The 15,100-nt window shown below is 73.0% G+C and carries 11 protein-coding genes and 1 pseudogene; 3 read left to right on the top strand and 9 right to left on the bottom strand.

Features of this window, described 5'->3' with window-relative positions; translation table 11 throughout:
- Window positions 1-21 precede the first annotated feature (21 nt).
- The 4 genes from E9998_RS13755 to E9998_RS13740 all read right to left on the bottom strand — a co-directional run bounded on the left by E9998_RS13755 (window position 22) and on the right by E9998_RS13740 (window position 2,541).
- Window positions 22-432: a hypothetical protein gene (locus E9998_RS13755; RefSeq protein ID WP_136530272.1), complete on the bottom strand. Its 411-nt coding sequence runs from the start codon at window positions 430-432 to the stop codon at window positions 22-24.
- 58 nt (window positions 433-490) lie between these two features.
- Window positions 491-868, bottom strand: a complete 378-nt coding sequence (locus E9998_RS13750; RefSeq protein ID WP_136530271.1) for a hypothetical protein — start codon at window positions 866-868, stop codon at window positions 491-493.
- Window positions 869-949: 81 nt separating this feature from the next.
- Entirely contained in the window at window positions 950-1,321 is a 372-nt protein-coding gene (locus E9998_RS13745) for a hypothetical protein (protein WP_136530270.1), read from the bottom strand.
- A gap of 209 nt (window positions 1,322-1,530) precedes the next feature.
- Window positions 1,531-2,541, bottom strand: a complete 1,011-nt coding sequence (locus tag E9998_RS13740; RefSeq protein WP_136530269.1) for a hypothetical protein — start codon at window positions 2,539-2,541, stop codon at window positions 1,531-1,533.
- A gap of 286 nt (window positions 2,542-2,827) precedes the next feature.
- Here E9998_RS13740 and glnII point away from each other — a divergent pair, with 286 nt between their 5' ends.
- Window positions 2,828-3,841 carry a glutamine synthetase gene (gene glnII, locus E9998_RS13735; protein ID WP_136530268.1) on the top strand — a complete coding sequence of 338 codons (1,014 nt, stop codon included), beginning with the start codon at window positions 2,828-2,830 and terminating at the stop codon, window positions 3,839-3,841.
- 58 nt (window positions 3,842-3,899) lie between these two features.
- On the opposite strand, the gene E9998_RS13730 is transcribed toward glnII, so the two are convergent.
- Together E9998_RS13730 and E9998_RS13725 are read right to left on the bottom strand one after the other, a co-directional pair.
- Entirely contained in the window at window positions 3,900-5,195 is a 1,296-nt protein-coding gene (locus E9998_RS13730) for a glycosyltransferase (protein ID WP_136530267.1), read from the bottom strand.
- Window positions 5,192-8,407 (bottom strand): glycosyltransferase, encoded by a 3,216-nt coding sequence (locus tag E9998_RS13725; protein ID WP_136530266.1) that lies wholly within the window; start codon window positions 8,405-8,407, stop codon window positions 5,192-5,194. The genes E9998_RS13730 and E9998_RS13725 overlap by 4 nt, the downstream gene beginning before the upstream one ends.
- A gap of 217 nt (window positions 8,408-8,624) precedes the next feature.
- Between E9998_RS13725 and E9998_RS13720 the strand changes: the two genes are divergently transcribed.
- Window positions 8,625-10,229, top strand: a complete 1,605-nt coding sequence (locus tag E9998_RS13720; RefSeq protein ID WP_136530265.1) for a glycosyltransferase family 2 protein — start codon at window positions 8,625-8,627, stop codon at window positions 10,227-10,229.
- On the opposite strand, the gene E9998_RS13715 is transcribed toward E9998_RS13720, so the two are convergent.
- Together E9998_RS13715 and E9998_RS13710 are read right to left on the bottom strand one after the other, a co-directional pair.
- Window positions 10,212-11,780 (bottom strand): sulfotransferase, encoded by a 1,569-nt coding sequence (locus E9998_RS13715; protein ID WP_136530264.1) that lies wholly within the window; start codon window positions 11,778-11,780, stop codon window positions 10,212-10,214. The genes E9998_RS13720 and E9998_RS13715 overlap by 18 nt on opposite strands.
- A 78-nt stretch (window positions 11,781-11,858) precedes the next feature.
- On the bottom strand, window positions 11,859-13,397 hold the full coding sequence (locus E9998_RS13710; protein WP_136530263.1) for a glycosyltransferase: 1,539 nt from the start codon (window positions 13,395-13,397) through the stop codon (window positions 11,859-11,861).
- A 67-nt stretch (window positions 13,398-13,464) separates the two neighbouring features.
- Here E9998_RS13710 and E9998_RS13705 point away from each other — a divergent pair, with 67 nt between their 5' ends.
- Window positions 13,465-14,196 (top strand): hypothetical protein, encoded by a 732-nt coding sequence (locus tag E9998_RS13705; RefSeq protein ID WP_136530262.1) that lies wholly within the window; start codon window positions 13,465-13,467, stop codon window positions 14,194-14,196.
- A 159-nt stretch (window positions 14,197-14,355) separates the two neighbouring features.
- Here the strand turns inward: E9998_RS13705 and E9998_RS27225 are convergent.
- Window positions 14,356-14,769 (bottom strand): annotated as a pseudogene (locus E9998_RS27225) (glycosyltransferase family 2 protein); the annotation flags it as partial.
- Window positions 14,770-15,100 lie beyond the last annotated feature (331 nt).

Below are 15,100 nucleotides of genomic sequence, written 5' to 3'. Positions count from 1 at the left end.
CAAACCGGGGAGTGCGGCGGTCTAGTAGTCGCCCTGGTCGTGACCCTTGTCGGGGTGGTCGCCGTTGTCGCCGACGTGGTCGTAGTTCAGGCACTGCTGGTTGAGCGACGGCGCGACGCCGACGTTCTGGCCGCAGATCTGCCAGTGGGCGGCGTCCGAGATGTCGAGGTTGGCGAGCGACACGTCGCCGGCCATGACGCCCGACTGGGGACCGTCGCCGATGTGGTCGCGGTTGTCGCAGACCTGGTTGAACGACGTGGTCAGGATGTTCTGACCGCAGATCTGCCAGTGCGCCGCGCTGGAGGCGTCGACGTTGACGAGGCTGACCGGACCGGCCATGACGCCCGAGTTCTGGGCCATCGCGGTTCCGGCGGAGCCGAGGGCGGCGACGGCACCGGCGGCGGCGCCGGCGACGATGAGAGCCTTACGCATGTCTGTTCCTTTCGAGAAGAGCGGGGCGGACCCGGGACCGGGCCCGCCCCCGGTCGAATTACTCGGCCGCGTGGGTGATGTGGTCGTAGTTCAGGCACTGCTGGTCGAGCGACGGCGCGACGCCGACGTTCTGGCCGCAGATCTGCCAGTGGGCCGCGTCCGAGACGTCCAGGTTGGCGAGCGACACGTCGCCGGCCATGACGCCGGACTGCGGGCCCGAGCCGATGTGGTCGCGGTTGTCGCAGACCTGGCCGAAGGACTGGGCGAGCACGTTCTGGCCGCAGATCTGCCAGTGCGCCGCGCTCGAGGCGTCGACGTTCACCAGGCTGACCGGACCGGCCCACACGCCCGAGCTCTGGGCCATGGCGGTTCCGGCGGAGCCGAGGGCGGCGACCGCACCAGCGGCGGCACCGGCGACGATGAGAGCCTTGCGCATCTTGATGTTCCCCGTTCTCTGTTGATTCTCTGGCGTTCCGCGGGAGCGCCGGCCCCGTGAGGGCCGGCCCCCCGGGAGGTCTTAGTGGTTCAGGTGGTCGGTGTTGTCGCAGACCTGCTGGAGAGACGGCGCGACGCCGACGTTCTGGCCGCAGATCTGCCAGTGGGCGGCGCTCGCGATGTCGAGGTTCGCGGCCGAGACGTCGCCGGCGTCGATCCCGGACTGCGGGCCCTGGCCGATGTGGTCGCGGTTGTCGCAGACCTGGCCGAAGGACGTGGTCAGGATGTTCTGGCCGCAGATCTGCCAGTGGGCGGCGCTGGAGGCGTCGACGTTGACGAGGCTGACGGGGCCGGCGGAGACACCGGAGCTGTTGCCGGCCATGGCGGGAGCGGCGGCACCGAGGGCGGCGACGGCACCGGCGGCGACTGCGGCGACAGTGAGAACCTTGCGCATGAGTTGCGATTTCCTTCTGAGTTGTGCGCCCGATGTGCCGGGCGGCTTGTTCGGATGACCTCCGCCTCTGTGGAGGCGGCGGCGACGGCCTGACCGCGCGTCGGCGACGGGCAGCCCCGGTCGGCGCCGTGGGCGCCGGGTTCGGGCACTGCTGCCGGTGGGAGTTTCGAAGGCGGACTTCGAGCTCCCGGCGCCGACGCGCGGAGGCGCTAGTCTGGGGCGACGGACAGCTCGGCGGCGCGGTCCAGCGGCCGCCCCAATTCCCCGATCACCGTGCGGGAGAGTGACACCTCTTCCCCCCCGGTGGACGGGGAGACGCAGACAGCGTTGTGGCCGCTGTCGACGCTGATACCGGCGGTCGAGCCAGCGGCTCCACCGGGGATGATCTTCAGGTCGGGCAGTCCGGGGCCGTCGAAAGCCCACGGCCTGGCCGCGGTGCGCGGCTCGCCGCGCACGTCCTCGACTGTGTCGGACCGGTCGGTCCTCCGCTCGTGTTCGGCGGAGCACTCGAAGGCGGCGGCCGGCCGGCCGCTGGGCACTCCGTGGAGTGCCGCCGCCACCTCGTTGGAGGCTGACGTCGCTGTGAGCGCGGTGAGGCTCGGTTGTCCTGCGTCGTCGGCGAGGACGCTCCCGGGCGTCGTCGCAGCACCGAAGCGCAGGCCATCGGTCACCAGTCGCGCCAGTGCGTCGACCTGATCGGTCGAGGGCGCGACAGTCTCGTAGACACCGGGCACCACGGGGACGGGATTGTCCGCAATGGACGTCGTTCCCTTGACAAGGGTTCCCACCAGTGGCGCCACTACTCCAGCGGCGTCGTCTCCGACAGACTCGTCGTCCAAGTCGAGCAAGCCAGGTCCGGCACCGTCCGGCAGCATGTCGCGCACGGCCCCGTCCGTCTCGTGCATCAGTGATCCCACCGGCGCTGCAAGTCCTGACACCAGCCCGGTGACCTCCTCCTGCGCCGCCTGGTCCCGATGTCCCTGCTGGTTGTGCGGGACCAGTCGCGCGGCCAGGCGCGACATGTCGGAGACCTCTGCGGCGAGAGGGTCGGTCATCGAGGCAAGGCCCTGCGATGCGGTGTCGTCTGATGCCCAAGCGGACGTCGCCATCGCGAAGGCTCCCAAGAGCAGGGAGCCGAATGCGGCGAGCGCGGCGCCGAGGAGGAACCGGAGCACGCTGAAGCGGCGAGTGTCCTCGCTGCCGCAGTCGTTGCGTCCCATCGTCTCCCCCGTCGACCCGTACCTGAGCGCGAGCGGTCTGGCCGCTCGCACCTAGAAGAACGAAACCGAACCGAGAGGGGATACGGGGTGAATCAGATTTTCTCGCCGAAAATAGGGCGAGTGCGACTCACAGCCGCTCCGGTCCCGGCCACGGCACCGGTTAACAGACTGTTTACACGGCATCAACGAGCGAGAAATTGGCTCTTGGGAGCGTGGCAGCACAGCTCCACGGCCCGCCCCGGGCCCCAGGGCTGGACCGCGTCATCGCAAGAAGGGCTCCTACCTCATGGCTATCAAGGCCGAGTACATCTGGATCGACGGCACCGAGCCGACGGCCAAGCTGCGTTCCAAGACCAAGATCCTCGGCGCCGGCGAGGAGCCGCCGATCTGGGGCTTCGACGGCTCCAGCACCAACCAGGCCGAGGGCCACTCCTCCGACTGCGTGCTGCGCCCGGTCAAGGTCGTGCCCGACCCCATCCGCGGCGGCGACTCGATCCTGGTCCTGTGCGAGGTCCTCGACACCGACTTCACCCCCCACCCGACCAACACGCGCGCCAAGACCGCCGAGGTCTCGGAGAAGTACGCGGGCCAGGAGTCCTGGTTCGGCATCGAGCAGGAGTACACCTTCATGGTGGGCGACCGGCCGCTCGGCTTCCCCGAGGGCGGCTTCCCGGCCCCCCAGGGCGGCTACTACTGCGGCGTCGGCGCCGACGAGATCTTCGGCCGCGAGATCGTCGAGAAGCACCTCGACAACTGCCTCGCCGCCGGCCTGCCCCTCTCGGGCATCAACGCCGAGGTCATGCCCGGCCAGTGGGAGTTCCAGGTCGGCCCGGCCTCCGCCCTCGAAGTGTCCGACTCCCTGTGGCTCGCCCGCTGGCTGCTCTACCGCACCGCCGAGGAGTGGAACGTCTCCGCGACCATCGACCCCAAGCCCGCCAAGGGCGACTGGAACGGCGCGGGCTGCCACACCAACTTCTCCACCAAGGCCATGCGCGAGGACTACGAGCCCATCATCGCCGCCTGCGAGGCCCTCGGCGAGAAGGCCGACGAGCACGTCAAGAACTACGGCGACGGCATCGCCGAACGCCTCACCGGCGCCCACGAGACCGCCCACTACACCCAGTTCTCCTACGGCGTCTCCAACCGCGGGGCCTCCATCCGCATCCCCTGGCAGGTCGAGAAGGACAAGAAGGGCTACCTCGAAGACCGCCGCCCCAACGCCAACATGGACCCCTACCTCGTCACCGGCCTCATCGTCGACACCGTCTGCTCCGCCCTGGAGAAGAAGGGCCTCGTCTAGGACGCCGAGCGAAGGGCACCGCGCGCCGCGCGGTGCCCTTCGCCGTGCACGGGGCCGTTCAGGCGGCGGCCCGGACGCCGAGCGACGCGACGCGGCGCAGCAGCGCCTCGCGGGAGAACCGCTCGGCGACGACCCGCTTCGCCACCGCGGTCTGCCGCGCGCAGGCGTCGGGGTCCTCGACGACCCCGCGCACCGTCGCGGCGACCTCGTCCGGTTCGCAGTACAGCGCGGCGGGCCCGAAGAGTGGCTCGAACCGGCGGTCCATCACCACGGGGACGCCCGCGGCCATGGCCTCCAGGGGAGCGATGCCGAACGCCTCCCGGCCGTCGGCGGCGATGAAGTAGACCATGGCGTCGATCGTGCCGAGGAACTCCTTGGCGCCGAGGGACCCGAACGGGTGCTCGACCCAGTTCGCGGGGAGGCCTCCGAGGAGGCGCCTGGGGGTGTCGGCGCCGCCGAGGACGTGGATCTCGAAGCCCTCGGGGTAGCACGCCAGCAGTTCGCCCGCGGTGCTCGGCCATTTGAGCTCGTGGTCGCGGGAGTGGCGCCCGATCCGGATCGGGCCGGAGCGCTCGCGCGGCCCGGGAAGCTCCCAGCGGCGCGCGTCGACGCATTCGAACCAGTGCTCGGCGGCCAGGTCGACGCCGACGAGCTGGTCGGCGTGGTGCTCGTCGAGCGCCGCCCTCACCATGGGGCCCACGGTGTACCAGGTGTGGTCGCCGACCCAGTCCCGCACGTTGCGGTGGGCGGTCCGCAGGTCCCAGGCCTCCTCGACGCCGCCGTCGGGCCCGTAGTACTTGAACGGGGTCTGGTTGGCCAGGACGACGGTCCGCGCCGCCTCGATCTCGGGCCGGTCGTCGAGGGGGGCGAGCACGACGGTCGGCAGCCGGACGATCATGAGGTCGCAGCGGACCCGGTCGAACGCGCCGAGCATGACCACCCGCTCCCCGTCGACCAGCCGTTCGATCTTGGGGTTGACCGGGCGCGAGACGTCCCACCGGAAGACGGGGTGGTGGAGGAGCCCGACCCGCAGGCCCGCCTCGGCGTAGGCGGCGATCTCCTCGGCGTTGGCGGTGGTGTTGCCGCCGGGGAGCGCCAGGTGGGAGACGATGACGATGTCGAGGTCGAGGCGCCGCCCCCCGGTCCTGGCGGCGGCCCGCCGGAACTGCCACTCCAGGAGCGCGGCGCCGGTGGCGATCCGGTACGCGGGGGCGGCGTCCGGTGCGGCGAGGACCTTCTTCATGTCGGCGGTCGCCTTGCGGGAGAACCCTACCCGCAGGCGGGCGCGGGACTGGGCGAGCCGGCGCCGCTGGTCCTCGGTCAACCCGTCGGGGCCGGTGCCACGAGTGCTCATGCGGCGGCCGCCTCCCGCCGGACGGCGCCGACGCCGAGACCGCGGACCCGCTCCAGGAGGAACTCCCTGGAGAAGTCGCGGCGCACGCGGGCGAGGGCCAGCTCGGACTGGCGGCGGTAGGCCGCCGGGTCGTCGGCCAGGGACCGGACCAGGTCGGCGACCTCCGCGGGCTCGCAGTACAGGGCGCCGTCACCGTAGAGCGGCTTGAAGCTGGGCGGCAGGATGCACGGCAGTCCGACCGCCATGGCCTCCAGCGGGGTGCGTCCGAACGCCTCCTGGCCGGCGTCGGCGATGAAGAAGACCAGGACGTCCACGTCGTGGAGGAACTCCTTGGGGGACATCGATCCGAAGTCGTGCACCACCCAGTTGGCGGGCAGGGTCCCCAGGAGGCGGCGGGCGGACCTCGCGCCGCCGAGCACGTGGATCTCGAACTCGTCGTCGTCGGGGTAGCAGGCGAGGAGGTCGCCGGTCGACTCGGGCCATTTGCGGACGTGGTCGCGGGCGTGCCTGCCGATCCGGACGGGGCCGCTCCGGGGCCTGGGGAGGTCGCGGCGCCACGCGTCGGGGTCGACGATCCCGAACCAGTAGTCGGCGGAGAGGTCGATGCCGTCGAGCTCGCCGTCGTGGTCGACCGCGAACGCGTCGCGCACGACCGGGCCCTGGGCGTACCAGGTGTGCTCGCCGAGCCAGGACGTGAGGTTGGCGTGGACGGTCCGCACGTCCCAGGTGAGGACCCGGCCCTGCTCGGGGCCGTAGTACTCGTAGGGCGGCTGGTTGACCACCAGCACCGTGCGCTCGGCGGTGATCCGCGGCAGGTCCTCCATGGGCCGCATCATGATCCGCGGGAATCGGACGATGGCGAGGTCGCAGCGGACCGAGTCGTGGGCCGAGAGGACGACCACGCCCTCGTCGTCGACGAGTTCGGCGATCTTCGGGTTGAGCGGCCGGTCGAGGGGCCAGTCGTGGACGCGGTGGTGCAGCAGCCCGACCCGGAGCCCGGCGGCGCGGAAGGCCCGGATCTCCTCGGCGTTGGAGGAGGTGGTGCCCCCGGGCATGGAGAAGTTCGAGACCAGGACGACGTCGAGGTCGAGGCGGCGCCCGCGCTGGTGGCGGTGGTGGTCCTCGTCGAGCCAGTCGGTGAGCGCGCGCAGGGCCGCGATCCGGGTGCCCTTCGGCAACGACGGGTCCTCGGCGAGAGCGGAGAGGGCGGCCGTGGCCGAGGCCGACCAGCCGCCGTGGAGCCGGGACTGCCACAGATCGAGTTCCCGGCGCTGCTCCGGCGTCGGCGCCTCGCGGTCGCGGGAACCGCGCACCACGGCGAGAGCCCGGCGCTTCGCCTTGCCCGCCAGTCGCTTGAGCGCGGCGCGCTTGCCCCGCAGGAGCCGGCGCGGCAGCCGCCGCAGCCCCGCGGGGCCGCCCTTCGCGGCGCCGCGGAGCCGCCGCAGCCCTTCGGCCCGGCGAGCCATGAAGGACGGGCCCTCCAGGACGGTCACGGACCTGCGGGGGTCGGACTCGAGTTCGATCGCGATGGCGGCGTCCATCGCCACGAACGCCGCGCCGGACGCCTCCTGCGGGTCGATCCAGTCGACCGCTTCGGCGGCCGCGAACTCGATCGCCTCGGCCGACAGGATCGTGTGCCGCTCTTCGAGGGAGAACCAGCTGGCGCAGTGGGCGACCGCGACGGTGCGCCCGCGCCGTCGCTCGGCGGCCATCGCGGCGCGCATGGCGCGCTGGGCGGGGCCGTCGTACCGCCAGTCCCCGACGTAGACCAGGTCGGGGGCCGGAGGCCGCTCGCCGTGGCGGACCAGCTGCCGGGGCGCGGGGAACGGACGGGCGCCGGCGCCCTCGGCGGGCATCGCGGGACGGGACTCCTTGCGCTGGACGGCGCGGTGCCAGTGGGTGAACGCGGACTCGTAGACGGCCCGGACCGGGTGCATCCACCCGTCGCCGACCTCGCCGCCGGACAGGGAGCCCGGGCGCTGACGCACGATGGTGTGGGCGACCTGGTCAAGGTGGCGGCGGCGCGAGCCGACGGTCTTCTGGATGCGAAGGCGCAGTTCGGAGTCGGCGCCTTTGAGGACCGCGTCGAAGCCGCCGAACCGCTCGCGGAGGAGTGCGGTCCGCACCGTCATCGACGTGGAGCGCGGTTCGGTGAACCGGCTGCGGGGGGCGGTCACCAGGCGCAGGTCGGCGTCGGCGCGGACGCCCAGGGACTGGGTCATGACCAGTTCCGGGTCGGCCAGCAGCGGTGCGACCTGCTGCTCCAGCCATCGGGGGTGGGCCCAGTCGTCGGAGTCGAGACCGGTGACGAACTCGCCGGCGGCCTCGGCGAGGCCCTGGTTGCGGGCGCGGTAGGTGCCGCCGCTCTCGGGGCGGCGCAGGAGCCGGATCCTCGGGTCGGACAAGGCCGCGGCGAGGCGGGCCCGCGCCTCGGGGTCGGTGGTGCCGTCGTCGACGAGGAGGAGTTCCCATGCGCTCCAGGTCTGGGCCGCGACCGAGCGGACGGCGGTGAGCAGCTCGGGTCCTGGGTCGCGGCAGGTCATGAGCACCGAGACGAGCGGTCCGCCCTCGACCGAGGAGGCGGGCGCGGTGCCGCGGAGGCGGTCGAGGAGCGGCGCCGAGCCGTCCGGGTCGAGTTCGAGGTCGTCCCAGCCCGCGAAGTCGCCGAACGCGGCGAGGAACGACGCGGCCTCGCCGCCGTGGTGCGGGTGGGCCAGGTCCGAGCGGAGCGCGGCGCGGGCGTGGGGGTCGGTGTCGAGGCGCTCGATCGCGGCGCGGTCGGCGGGGTCGACGAGCAGGATCAACTGCGCGTGCAGCGAGCGGTGGCGATCGGGGACCGGTTCGGGGCCTTCCATGGCCTCGGCGAGGCGGTAGAGGTCGAGGGCGTGGGCGAGGTCGAACCGGGAGCGGGGCCGCCGGGCGAGCGCTTCGGCGAGGTCGCGGAGCGCTTCGGGCCGGGCCGTGTCGGGCAACTCGCCCAGGGGGATGGCCGTCCCGAGGGCCCGGGCGGGGTCGGAGGGGTTGACCTTGGCGGCGAGGGCGAAGCGCCCCAGGTCGGAGCCGCCGCGCACGACGGCTTCGACGAGTGCCGCCGGGTCGGCGCGGAGGAGTCGGTCCCGGTGCTCGCGGAGGAAGGCGGCGAGCCGGGCTTCGCGTTCAGGGCCGGCGGTGGACCGGGCAGGGGTGCCGCCGTTGCGCAGTGGTTCCGACATGAATGGTGAATGGCCTCAATTGTGGGTGTCCGGCTGACGTGCGGCGCGCGGAGACTGCGGTTGAACTCGAGGTGAACAACTCCGGGCGCCGGGGTCGCCATTCTATCCTCATCGCGCCGGTGGCCCGGTCCCGCGCGAGTCGGCGCCACGGCGGCCCACACCGGTCCGGGGCTCGGCACCGGTCGGGGCGGGGCCCGCTCGGTATCATGGCGAATTGATGAACGCCCTCGACGCAGCCCCCGCCTCCCGGTTCTCCCGGAACGACCACCCCGCGGTCCCCCGCCCGGCGCTCGGCGCGTGGGCCCCCACTGCGACGGTGTCGGTCGTCGTCCCCGCCTACGGAGGCCAGGACCGGCTCGACCTGCTCCTGGCGGCGCTGTCGGCGCAGACCTACCCTGAGGCGCTGTTGGACGTCGTGGTCCTCGACGACGGCAGCGAACCGCCGCTGCGGCTGCCCGAGCTGCGGCCCTTGCGCACCAGGCTGGTGCGGGCGGCGGCAGGGCGCTGGGGCATTCCGTCCGCGGTCGCGGCCGCGGTCGACGCCGCGGAGGGCGAGGTCGTCCTCCGGCTGGACTCCGACCTCGTCCCTGCGCGGGACCACGTCGAGGCGCACGCCCGCTGGCACGCCGCCGCGGACTACCTGGTGGTGGTCGGCAAGCTCGCGTTCGCGGACGTGGAGGCGGGCGGCTTCGAGCCCGCGGGGGTGCGCGACGCGGTGGCGGCGGGCCGCGCGGACGCGCTCTTCGCGGACGCGGTCGCCTCGGCGGACTGGGAGATCGGCCTGGTCCGCGAGGGGGGCGGGAGAGTCCTGGACGAGCTGCGCGCCTTCACGATCGCGAACGGGGCGACGATCTCGTTCACCAGGTCGCTGTACACCGGGTGCGGCGGCATGGACGCGGCCGTGCCGCTCGGCTCGGACACCGAGCTGGGCTACCGGCTCGCGCAGGCGGGCGCCCTGTTCGTCCCCGACCCCGAGGCCCGCGCGTGGCATCTGGGCCGGTCGCAGATGAACTCGGACCGCCGGGCGGGGAAGCGGTTCCGCCACCCGTTCCTGGCCGACCGGGTGCCGTCGCTGCGCTACCTCCGCGAGGAGCCGGGGCGGTCCTGGACGGTGCCCTACGTCGAGGTCGTCGTGGACGCCCGCGGCGCAGCCTTCGAAGCGGTGCGCGCGACGGTGTCCTCCGTCCTGGGCGGAGCCGTGTCCGACGTCGCGGTCGCGCTGCTCGGCCCCTGGAGCGAGCTGTCGGCGGCCGGGCGGGTTGCACCGCTCGCCGACCCGCTGCTGGACCTGCGCCTGATCGGCGAGTGCTTCGCCGGGGAGGCGCGGGTGCGGCGGGTCGAGTCGGTCCCCGCGTCGTCCGCTCCGGTGCCGTTCCGCCTGTCGCTGCCGGCGGGGGCGGCGTTCACGTACGACGGGCTCGCCGGACTCGTCGCGTTCGCCGACGAGCGGCGCGTCGGCCGGGTCGAGGTCGGCGTGCGCGCCGACGCCGGTCCGGCGGTCGCGGTGCTCGATCGGACCGCCGCGCTCGCACGCGCGGAGCGGTGCCGCGCCGAAGGCGAGTCGGCCGCGGCGGTCCTCGACGCGGTGTGGGGCGTCGCCTCGGTCGACGGCGGCGACTGGTTCGCCGCCTCGGACGCGGAGCCGGTGCGCCGGCTCCGGCGCGAGCACGGGCGGGAGGCGACCGCCCGCGGCGCGGCGCAGCGGCGGCTGCGCAGGCGGATCGCGGCGCTCAAGCCGAAGCGGCAGCCGTTGTCGCGCCGGTTGCGCCGCGGCGCCGGGAAGGTCAGGTCGGCGCTGCGGCGGCTACGCGGGAACCGTTGAGTCCCAAAGGGACTCGGGGAAGGCCCGGCCGATGCGCTCGAGCTCGTCCCGGTCGTCGCGGAGGCGGTGCACGCCGACGTTGCCGAGGGAGTCGGCGGGCCGGTAGGCGCCCTCGCGTTCGACGACGGTGGCGGTGTCGAGTCCCAGTTCGGCGCCGAGTTCGCGACGGTAGTCCTCCGAGGTGACGAAGTCCTCGAAGCGGGCGGTGACGACGCGTTCGGGGTGGGCGAGCTTGGCGACCGCCGCGTCGAAGGCCTCCACGGCCCGCGAGTAGTGGCCGATGAAGCGGTCGGCGGGGAGCGCGAGGCGGTCGGCCTCGACCATGCGCGAGGCGTAGACGTCGCGCATGTCCCGGGTCACGACCACGATCTTCCCGTTCGGGAAGTGGTCGATGCGGTCGACGAGCTTGGCGTTGATGCCGTTGCTGAAGACGCTGACGCGCGGCTCGCGGTCGGGGAGGTTCGCGACGGCGGTGAGGAAGCGCCCGAAGCCCTCCCGGACGGCGCCCTCGCGGTAGGCCGCGGCGAGGTCGGCCACGGCGGCGGCGAGCCTGCGGCCGATCGCCTCGTCGGTGCCGACGGCCTGGACGAGCGCTTTGGAGGCGCACGACCGCGGGTTGCCGCCGGTGCTCCCCGAGAAGCCGATGACGTCCCGCTCGATCGAGGTCGTCAGCGCCTCCCACACTTCGGCGGGGTCGCCGGACCGGGCGATGGTGCGGAACTCGGCGCTGCGGAAGAACGTGATCTCGGCGGGCCCGAACGGCTCGCTCGCGCTCGCGCACTGCTTGTAGTAGTCGAAGAGCGCGCCCGATCCGGTCCAGCCGAATCCGGCGAAGAACACCTGGGAGCCGCCTTCGACGACCGGCGCGGGGGCCGGTTCGGGCGCGGGGGGCCGTGACAGAAGGCGACGCAGGCGCCCCTCGGGGCGGGGCGGCTCTTCGGGTTCGGCGGTGGGGGCCGCAGCGGCGACCGCCTCGCAGATGCCGGTGACGGAGCGGCGCTGCTCGGGGGTGTAGTCGCCGAGTTCGAGGGCCGCGGCGATGTGGTCGAGCTTGGGCGCGGGGCCCTCCCCGGCGCGGGCGGCGTCGAAGAACGCGGCGCCGAGCCGGTGGGAGAGGTAGAGGTTCTCGATCTCGGTGAGGGCCGCGAGCTCCTTGTCATAGCGGCGCTGCTCGAGGCCTTGCCGCTTGGCGGCGTTGAGCTTCATCCTGGCGTTGCCGTAGGAGCCGAGAAACCGGTAGCAGACGGCCGCGTGGTAGTGGATGAGCTTGTGGTGGCTGGAGGTGTGGTCGGGGAGGGTCTTGTCCCACAGGAGCAGGGCCTCGTCGTAACGGCCGAGCTCCATCTTGATGCGGGCCAGGTAGAAGTCGTGCTCCGGGGCGTGCTCCAGGGCCGCGAGTTCGGCGATGCGGTCCTGGTGGGCGAGGAGCCGCTGGCGGCGGGCGTAGAGGCCGGCCTCGCCCTTGTCCTTGGGGACCGAGCCGTAGATGCGGCCGATCTCCTTGTCCAGCGCCTCGCGGGTCGGCTGGAACGGGTCCGTCTGCGCGGTCATCGCCCACTCCTCAGGTGACATGAATGAGAGTCATGATTCCATACCGGACCCGGGGCGCCGCCGTGACCGGCGCCGCGTTCACACGCTCGCGGCCTCCGAGGCCGCGCGGACGCCGAGCCCGCGGACCCGGCGCAGCAGCGCCTCGTGGGAGAAGTGCTCGCTCACGAACTCCAAGGCTCTGCGGGACTGCTCGGCGTACGCCTCGGGGTCCTCCACCAGGCCCTTGACGACCACCGCGACCTCCTCGGGCTCGCAGTAGACGGCCGCGGGGCCGAAGAGCGGCTCGAAGCGCCGGTCCATCACGCACGGCAGGCCCACCGCCATCGCCTCCAGCGGCGCGCGACCGAACGCCTCGGCGCCGTCCGCGGAGATGAAGTAGACCATCACGTCGAGCCCGTGGAGGAAGTCCCTGGACTCCACGGAGTTGAACGGCTGGTCGACCCAGTTCGCGGGCAGGCCGCCGAGGATCTCCCTCGCCGCGTCGACCCCGCCGAGGACCCGGATCTCGAACTCCTCGCCCTCGGGGTAGCACCGCTTGAGCGTCAGCGGGTCGTTCGGCCACTTGAGGCGGCTGTCGCGGGAGTGGCGGCCGATCCGGATCGGCCCGTCCCCGGGGCGGCGCCCCTCGCGGCGCCACTCGGCGATGTCGATCGACTCGAACCAGAAGTCCTCCGCGAAGACGACGTCGCCGGTCTCCTCGGCGTGGTGCTCGCGCAGCGCGTCGCCGACGACCGGGCCGATCGAGTACCAGGTGTGCTCGCCGAGCCAGGCGGTCAGGTTGGTGCGGACGGTCCGCACGTCCCAGATGACCTCGACCCCGCCGAACTCGCCGTAGTAGGAGTACGGGGTCTGGTTGACCACCAGGACCTTCTCGGCCGCCTCGATCGAGGGGGCGTCGTCGAGGAGCTGCATCCCCACCCCGGGGAACCGGACGATGAGCAGGTCGCAGCGCACCCGGTCGTGGTAGCCGATGAGCACCACACGGTCGCCGTCGACCAGGTCGGTGATCTTGTCGTCGATGGTGCGGGACACGTTCCACCGGAACACCGGGTAGTTCAGCAGCCCCACGCGCAGTCCGGCGTTCCGGTAGGCGCGGATCTCCTCGGCGTTCGCGGAGGTCGTGCCGCCCGGGAGGCCGAAGAAGGAGGCGATGACGACGTCGAACTCGTGGTCGACGCCGCTCGCGCGCCACTGGGCCTCGCGGTCGTAGAAGTCGAGGAGGATCTCGGCGGTCGCGATCCGGTAGGCGACGGGCGTCCGCACCGAGGACACCGTGCCGCGCATCAGCGGCAGGGCGGTCGCCGAGAAGCCGTTCCACAGCCGCGCCTTCCAGTTGGCGAGGGTGCGGCTCTCGCTGGGGGTCATGCGCGGCGCCGGCACGACGGCGGGCCCGTCCCGGCGCAGCGAGCGGACCTGCCCGAGCCGGTTGAACACCTGCACGAGCAGGAGGACCCCGAGGGCGGCCTCGAAGACCAGGGCCGCGGCGAGCAGCGGCACGCCGAGCGACCCGGGGAGGAGGTAGACGGCCGCGGCCACGGCGGCCGCGAAGACCAGCGCGAACCCCAACCGAGTCCGGGTTCGGGTCCGCCCCAGGAGCTTTCGGAGACGCTGGATCATGCTCTGCCTTTCGAAGGAACGGCGACCGCGAGGTCGCCGCCGGGGGGCACAGCCACCCGAGGACTCGGTGTTTGATCTGCCGCGCCGCTTCGACGCCGGTCCCGGCGCCGAGAACGCAGCCGAAGGCGACCAGTGCCAGGCCGGCCGGCTCGCCGGGGCCTGCGGCCAGGCCTGCTCCCAGCGCCGCGGCGGACGCCGCGGCGGCGGCGGCGAGCAGGCGCCTGCCGTCCCGGGTGAGCATCGCGGGTCGGACGGGACCAGGCTCGGCGTCGGGCTCGGGTCCCCGCGGCGGGGCGGCGGTCTCGACCGCGGTCGAGGCCGCGTCGTGGTCGAGGCGGGGGAACTCGATCCGGGCGGCGTCCCGGGTCGGCCCGTCGGTGAAGCGCACCCGCGCGGCCGAGACGGCGCCGGCGTCCACGAAGGACCACCCGTGGTGCTCGGCGAGTGCGAGCGCCTCGGCGCTCATGGGTTCGCGTTCGGTGGAGAGCGCGTCCAGCCGCGAGTAGTGCGCGAGCGCGACGGTCCCTTCGCCGCTCGCGGCGGCCGACCGCAGGAGGCCGGTCTGCTCGGGCCCGTCGAAGCGCCAGTCGCCGACCAGGAGCAGGTCGACGTGCTCGGGGGCGCGGGCGCCGACGCGGATGGGGTCGGGCGCGAAGAATCGCCTCGGCCCGTTCTCTGCGTCGACGAAGGCGTCTCCGGTCCGGTCCTCGATGGTCTTGTGCCACTGGCGGAAGGACGATTCGTAGGCGTACCGGTCGGGGCTGAGCCAGCCCTCGCCGATCTCGCTTCTGGACAGTGAGCGGTCGTGCTTGCGGACGATGGTGTGGCGGCCGGGGACGGCCCGGACGGCGGCCTCGCCGAAGTGGCTGATCACGCGGAAGCGGAACTCGGAGTCGGCGGCCTTCCGTGTCGCGTCGAAGTAGCCGACGTGCGGGAAGACCTCGGATCGCCGGTACATGACCGAGGTGGAGCGGATCTCGGTCTGGCGGCTCCCGGGCGAGAGCACGGTCCGCAGGTCCCCGGTGGCCCTGATGCCCTCGGAGAAGGTCATGACCGTGCCCTTGTTCTGTGTCAGCGGCGCGACCTGGTATTCGAGCCACCGGGGGTGGGCCCAGTCGTCGGAGTCGAGGCCGGTGACGAACGCGCCGGTCGCGTGGCGCAGGGCGTGGTTCCGGGCGGTGTAGGTGCCGCCGTTCTCGGAGCGGCCGAGCACCCGCACGCGCGGGTCGAGCGCGGCAGCGGCCTCCAGGACCTCGCCGAAACCGGCGCCGGAGGCGTCGTCGACGAGGAGGAGCTCCCAGTTCTGCCAGGTCTGCGCCCGGACCGAGCGGACCGCGGTGAGCAGTTCGGGGCCGGGTCGGTGGCAGGACATGACGACGGAGATGCGCTGGACGCCGGTGACGGGGGCCGCGCCCCGCAGCTCGATGCGGTCCAGCAGGTCGCCTTCGCGGTCGGCGAGCACCAGGTCGAGCTCGTCCTCCCATTCGGCGAACCGCTTGAACCGGTGCAGGAACTCCTCGGTCTCGCCTCCGGAGGAGGGGTGGACGAGGTCGGCCTCGACGGCCCTGCGGACGGACCGCTCGATCCCGGTGTGCGCCTTCAGGGTGCTGCCGATGCGGCGCCGTTCGCCGAGGTGCAGCAGCAGTTGGGCGTGCATGCCCTGGTGGCGCGGGTGGAGCGGGGTCTCCTGCGCGGCGAGGAGG

It is taken from the genome of Glycomyces paridis (assembly GCF_004912155.1).
Classification (GTDB): domain Bacteria; phylum Actinomycetota; class Actinomycetes; order Mycobacteriales; family Micromonosporaceae; genus Glycomyces; species Glycomyces paridis.
This window is presented reverse-complemented; position numbering and strand designations above follow the sequence as displayed.

Coding starts and splice junctions, on each gene's coding strand:
- E9998_RS13755 (WP_136530272.1), bottom strand. CDS start 432: ATGCGTAAGGCTCTCATCGTCGCCGGCGCCGCCGCCGGTGCCGTCGCC.
- E9998_RS13750 (WP_136530271.1), bottom strand. CDS start 868: ATGCGCAAGGCTCTCATCGTCGCCGGTGCCGCCGCTGGTGCGGTCGCC.
- E9998_RS13745 (WP_136530270.1), bottom strand. CDS start 1,321: ATGCGCAAGGTTCTCACTGTCGCCGCAGTCGCCGCCGGTGCCGTCGCC.
- E9998_RS13740 (WP_136530269.1), bottom strand. CDS start 2,541: ATGGGACGCAACGACTGCGGCAGCGAGGACACTCGCCGCTTCAGCGTG.
- glnII (WP_136530268.1), top strand. CDS start 2,828: ATGGCTATCAAGGCCGAGTACATCTGGATCGACGGCACCGAGCCGACG.
- E9998_RS13730 (WP_136530267.1), bottom strand. CDS start 5,195: ATGAGCACTCGTGGCACCGGCCCCGACGGGTTGACCGAGGACCAGCGG.
- E9998_RS13725 (WP_136530266.1), bottom strand. CDS start 8,407: ATGTCGGAACCACTGCGCAACGGCGGCACCCCTGCCCGGTCCACCGCC.
- E9998_RS13720 (WP_136530265.1), top strand. CDS start 8,625: ATGAACGCCCTCGACGCAGCCCCCGCCTCCCGGTTCTCCCGGAACGAC.
- E9998_RS13715 (WP_136530264.1), bottom strand. CDS start 11,780: ATGACCGCGCAGACGGACCCGTTCCAGCCGACCCGCGAGGCGCTGGAC.
- E9998_RS13710 (WP_136530263.1), bottom strand. CDS start 13,397: ATGATCCAGCGTCTCCGAAAGCTCCTGGGGCGGACCCGAACCCGGACT.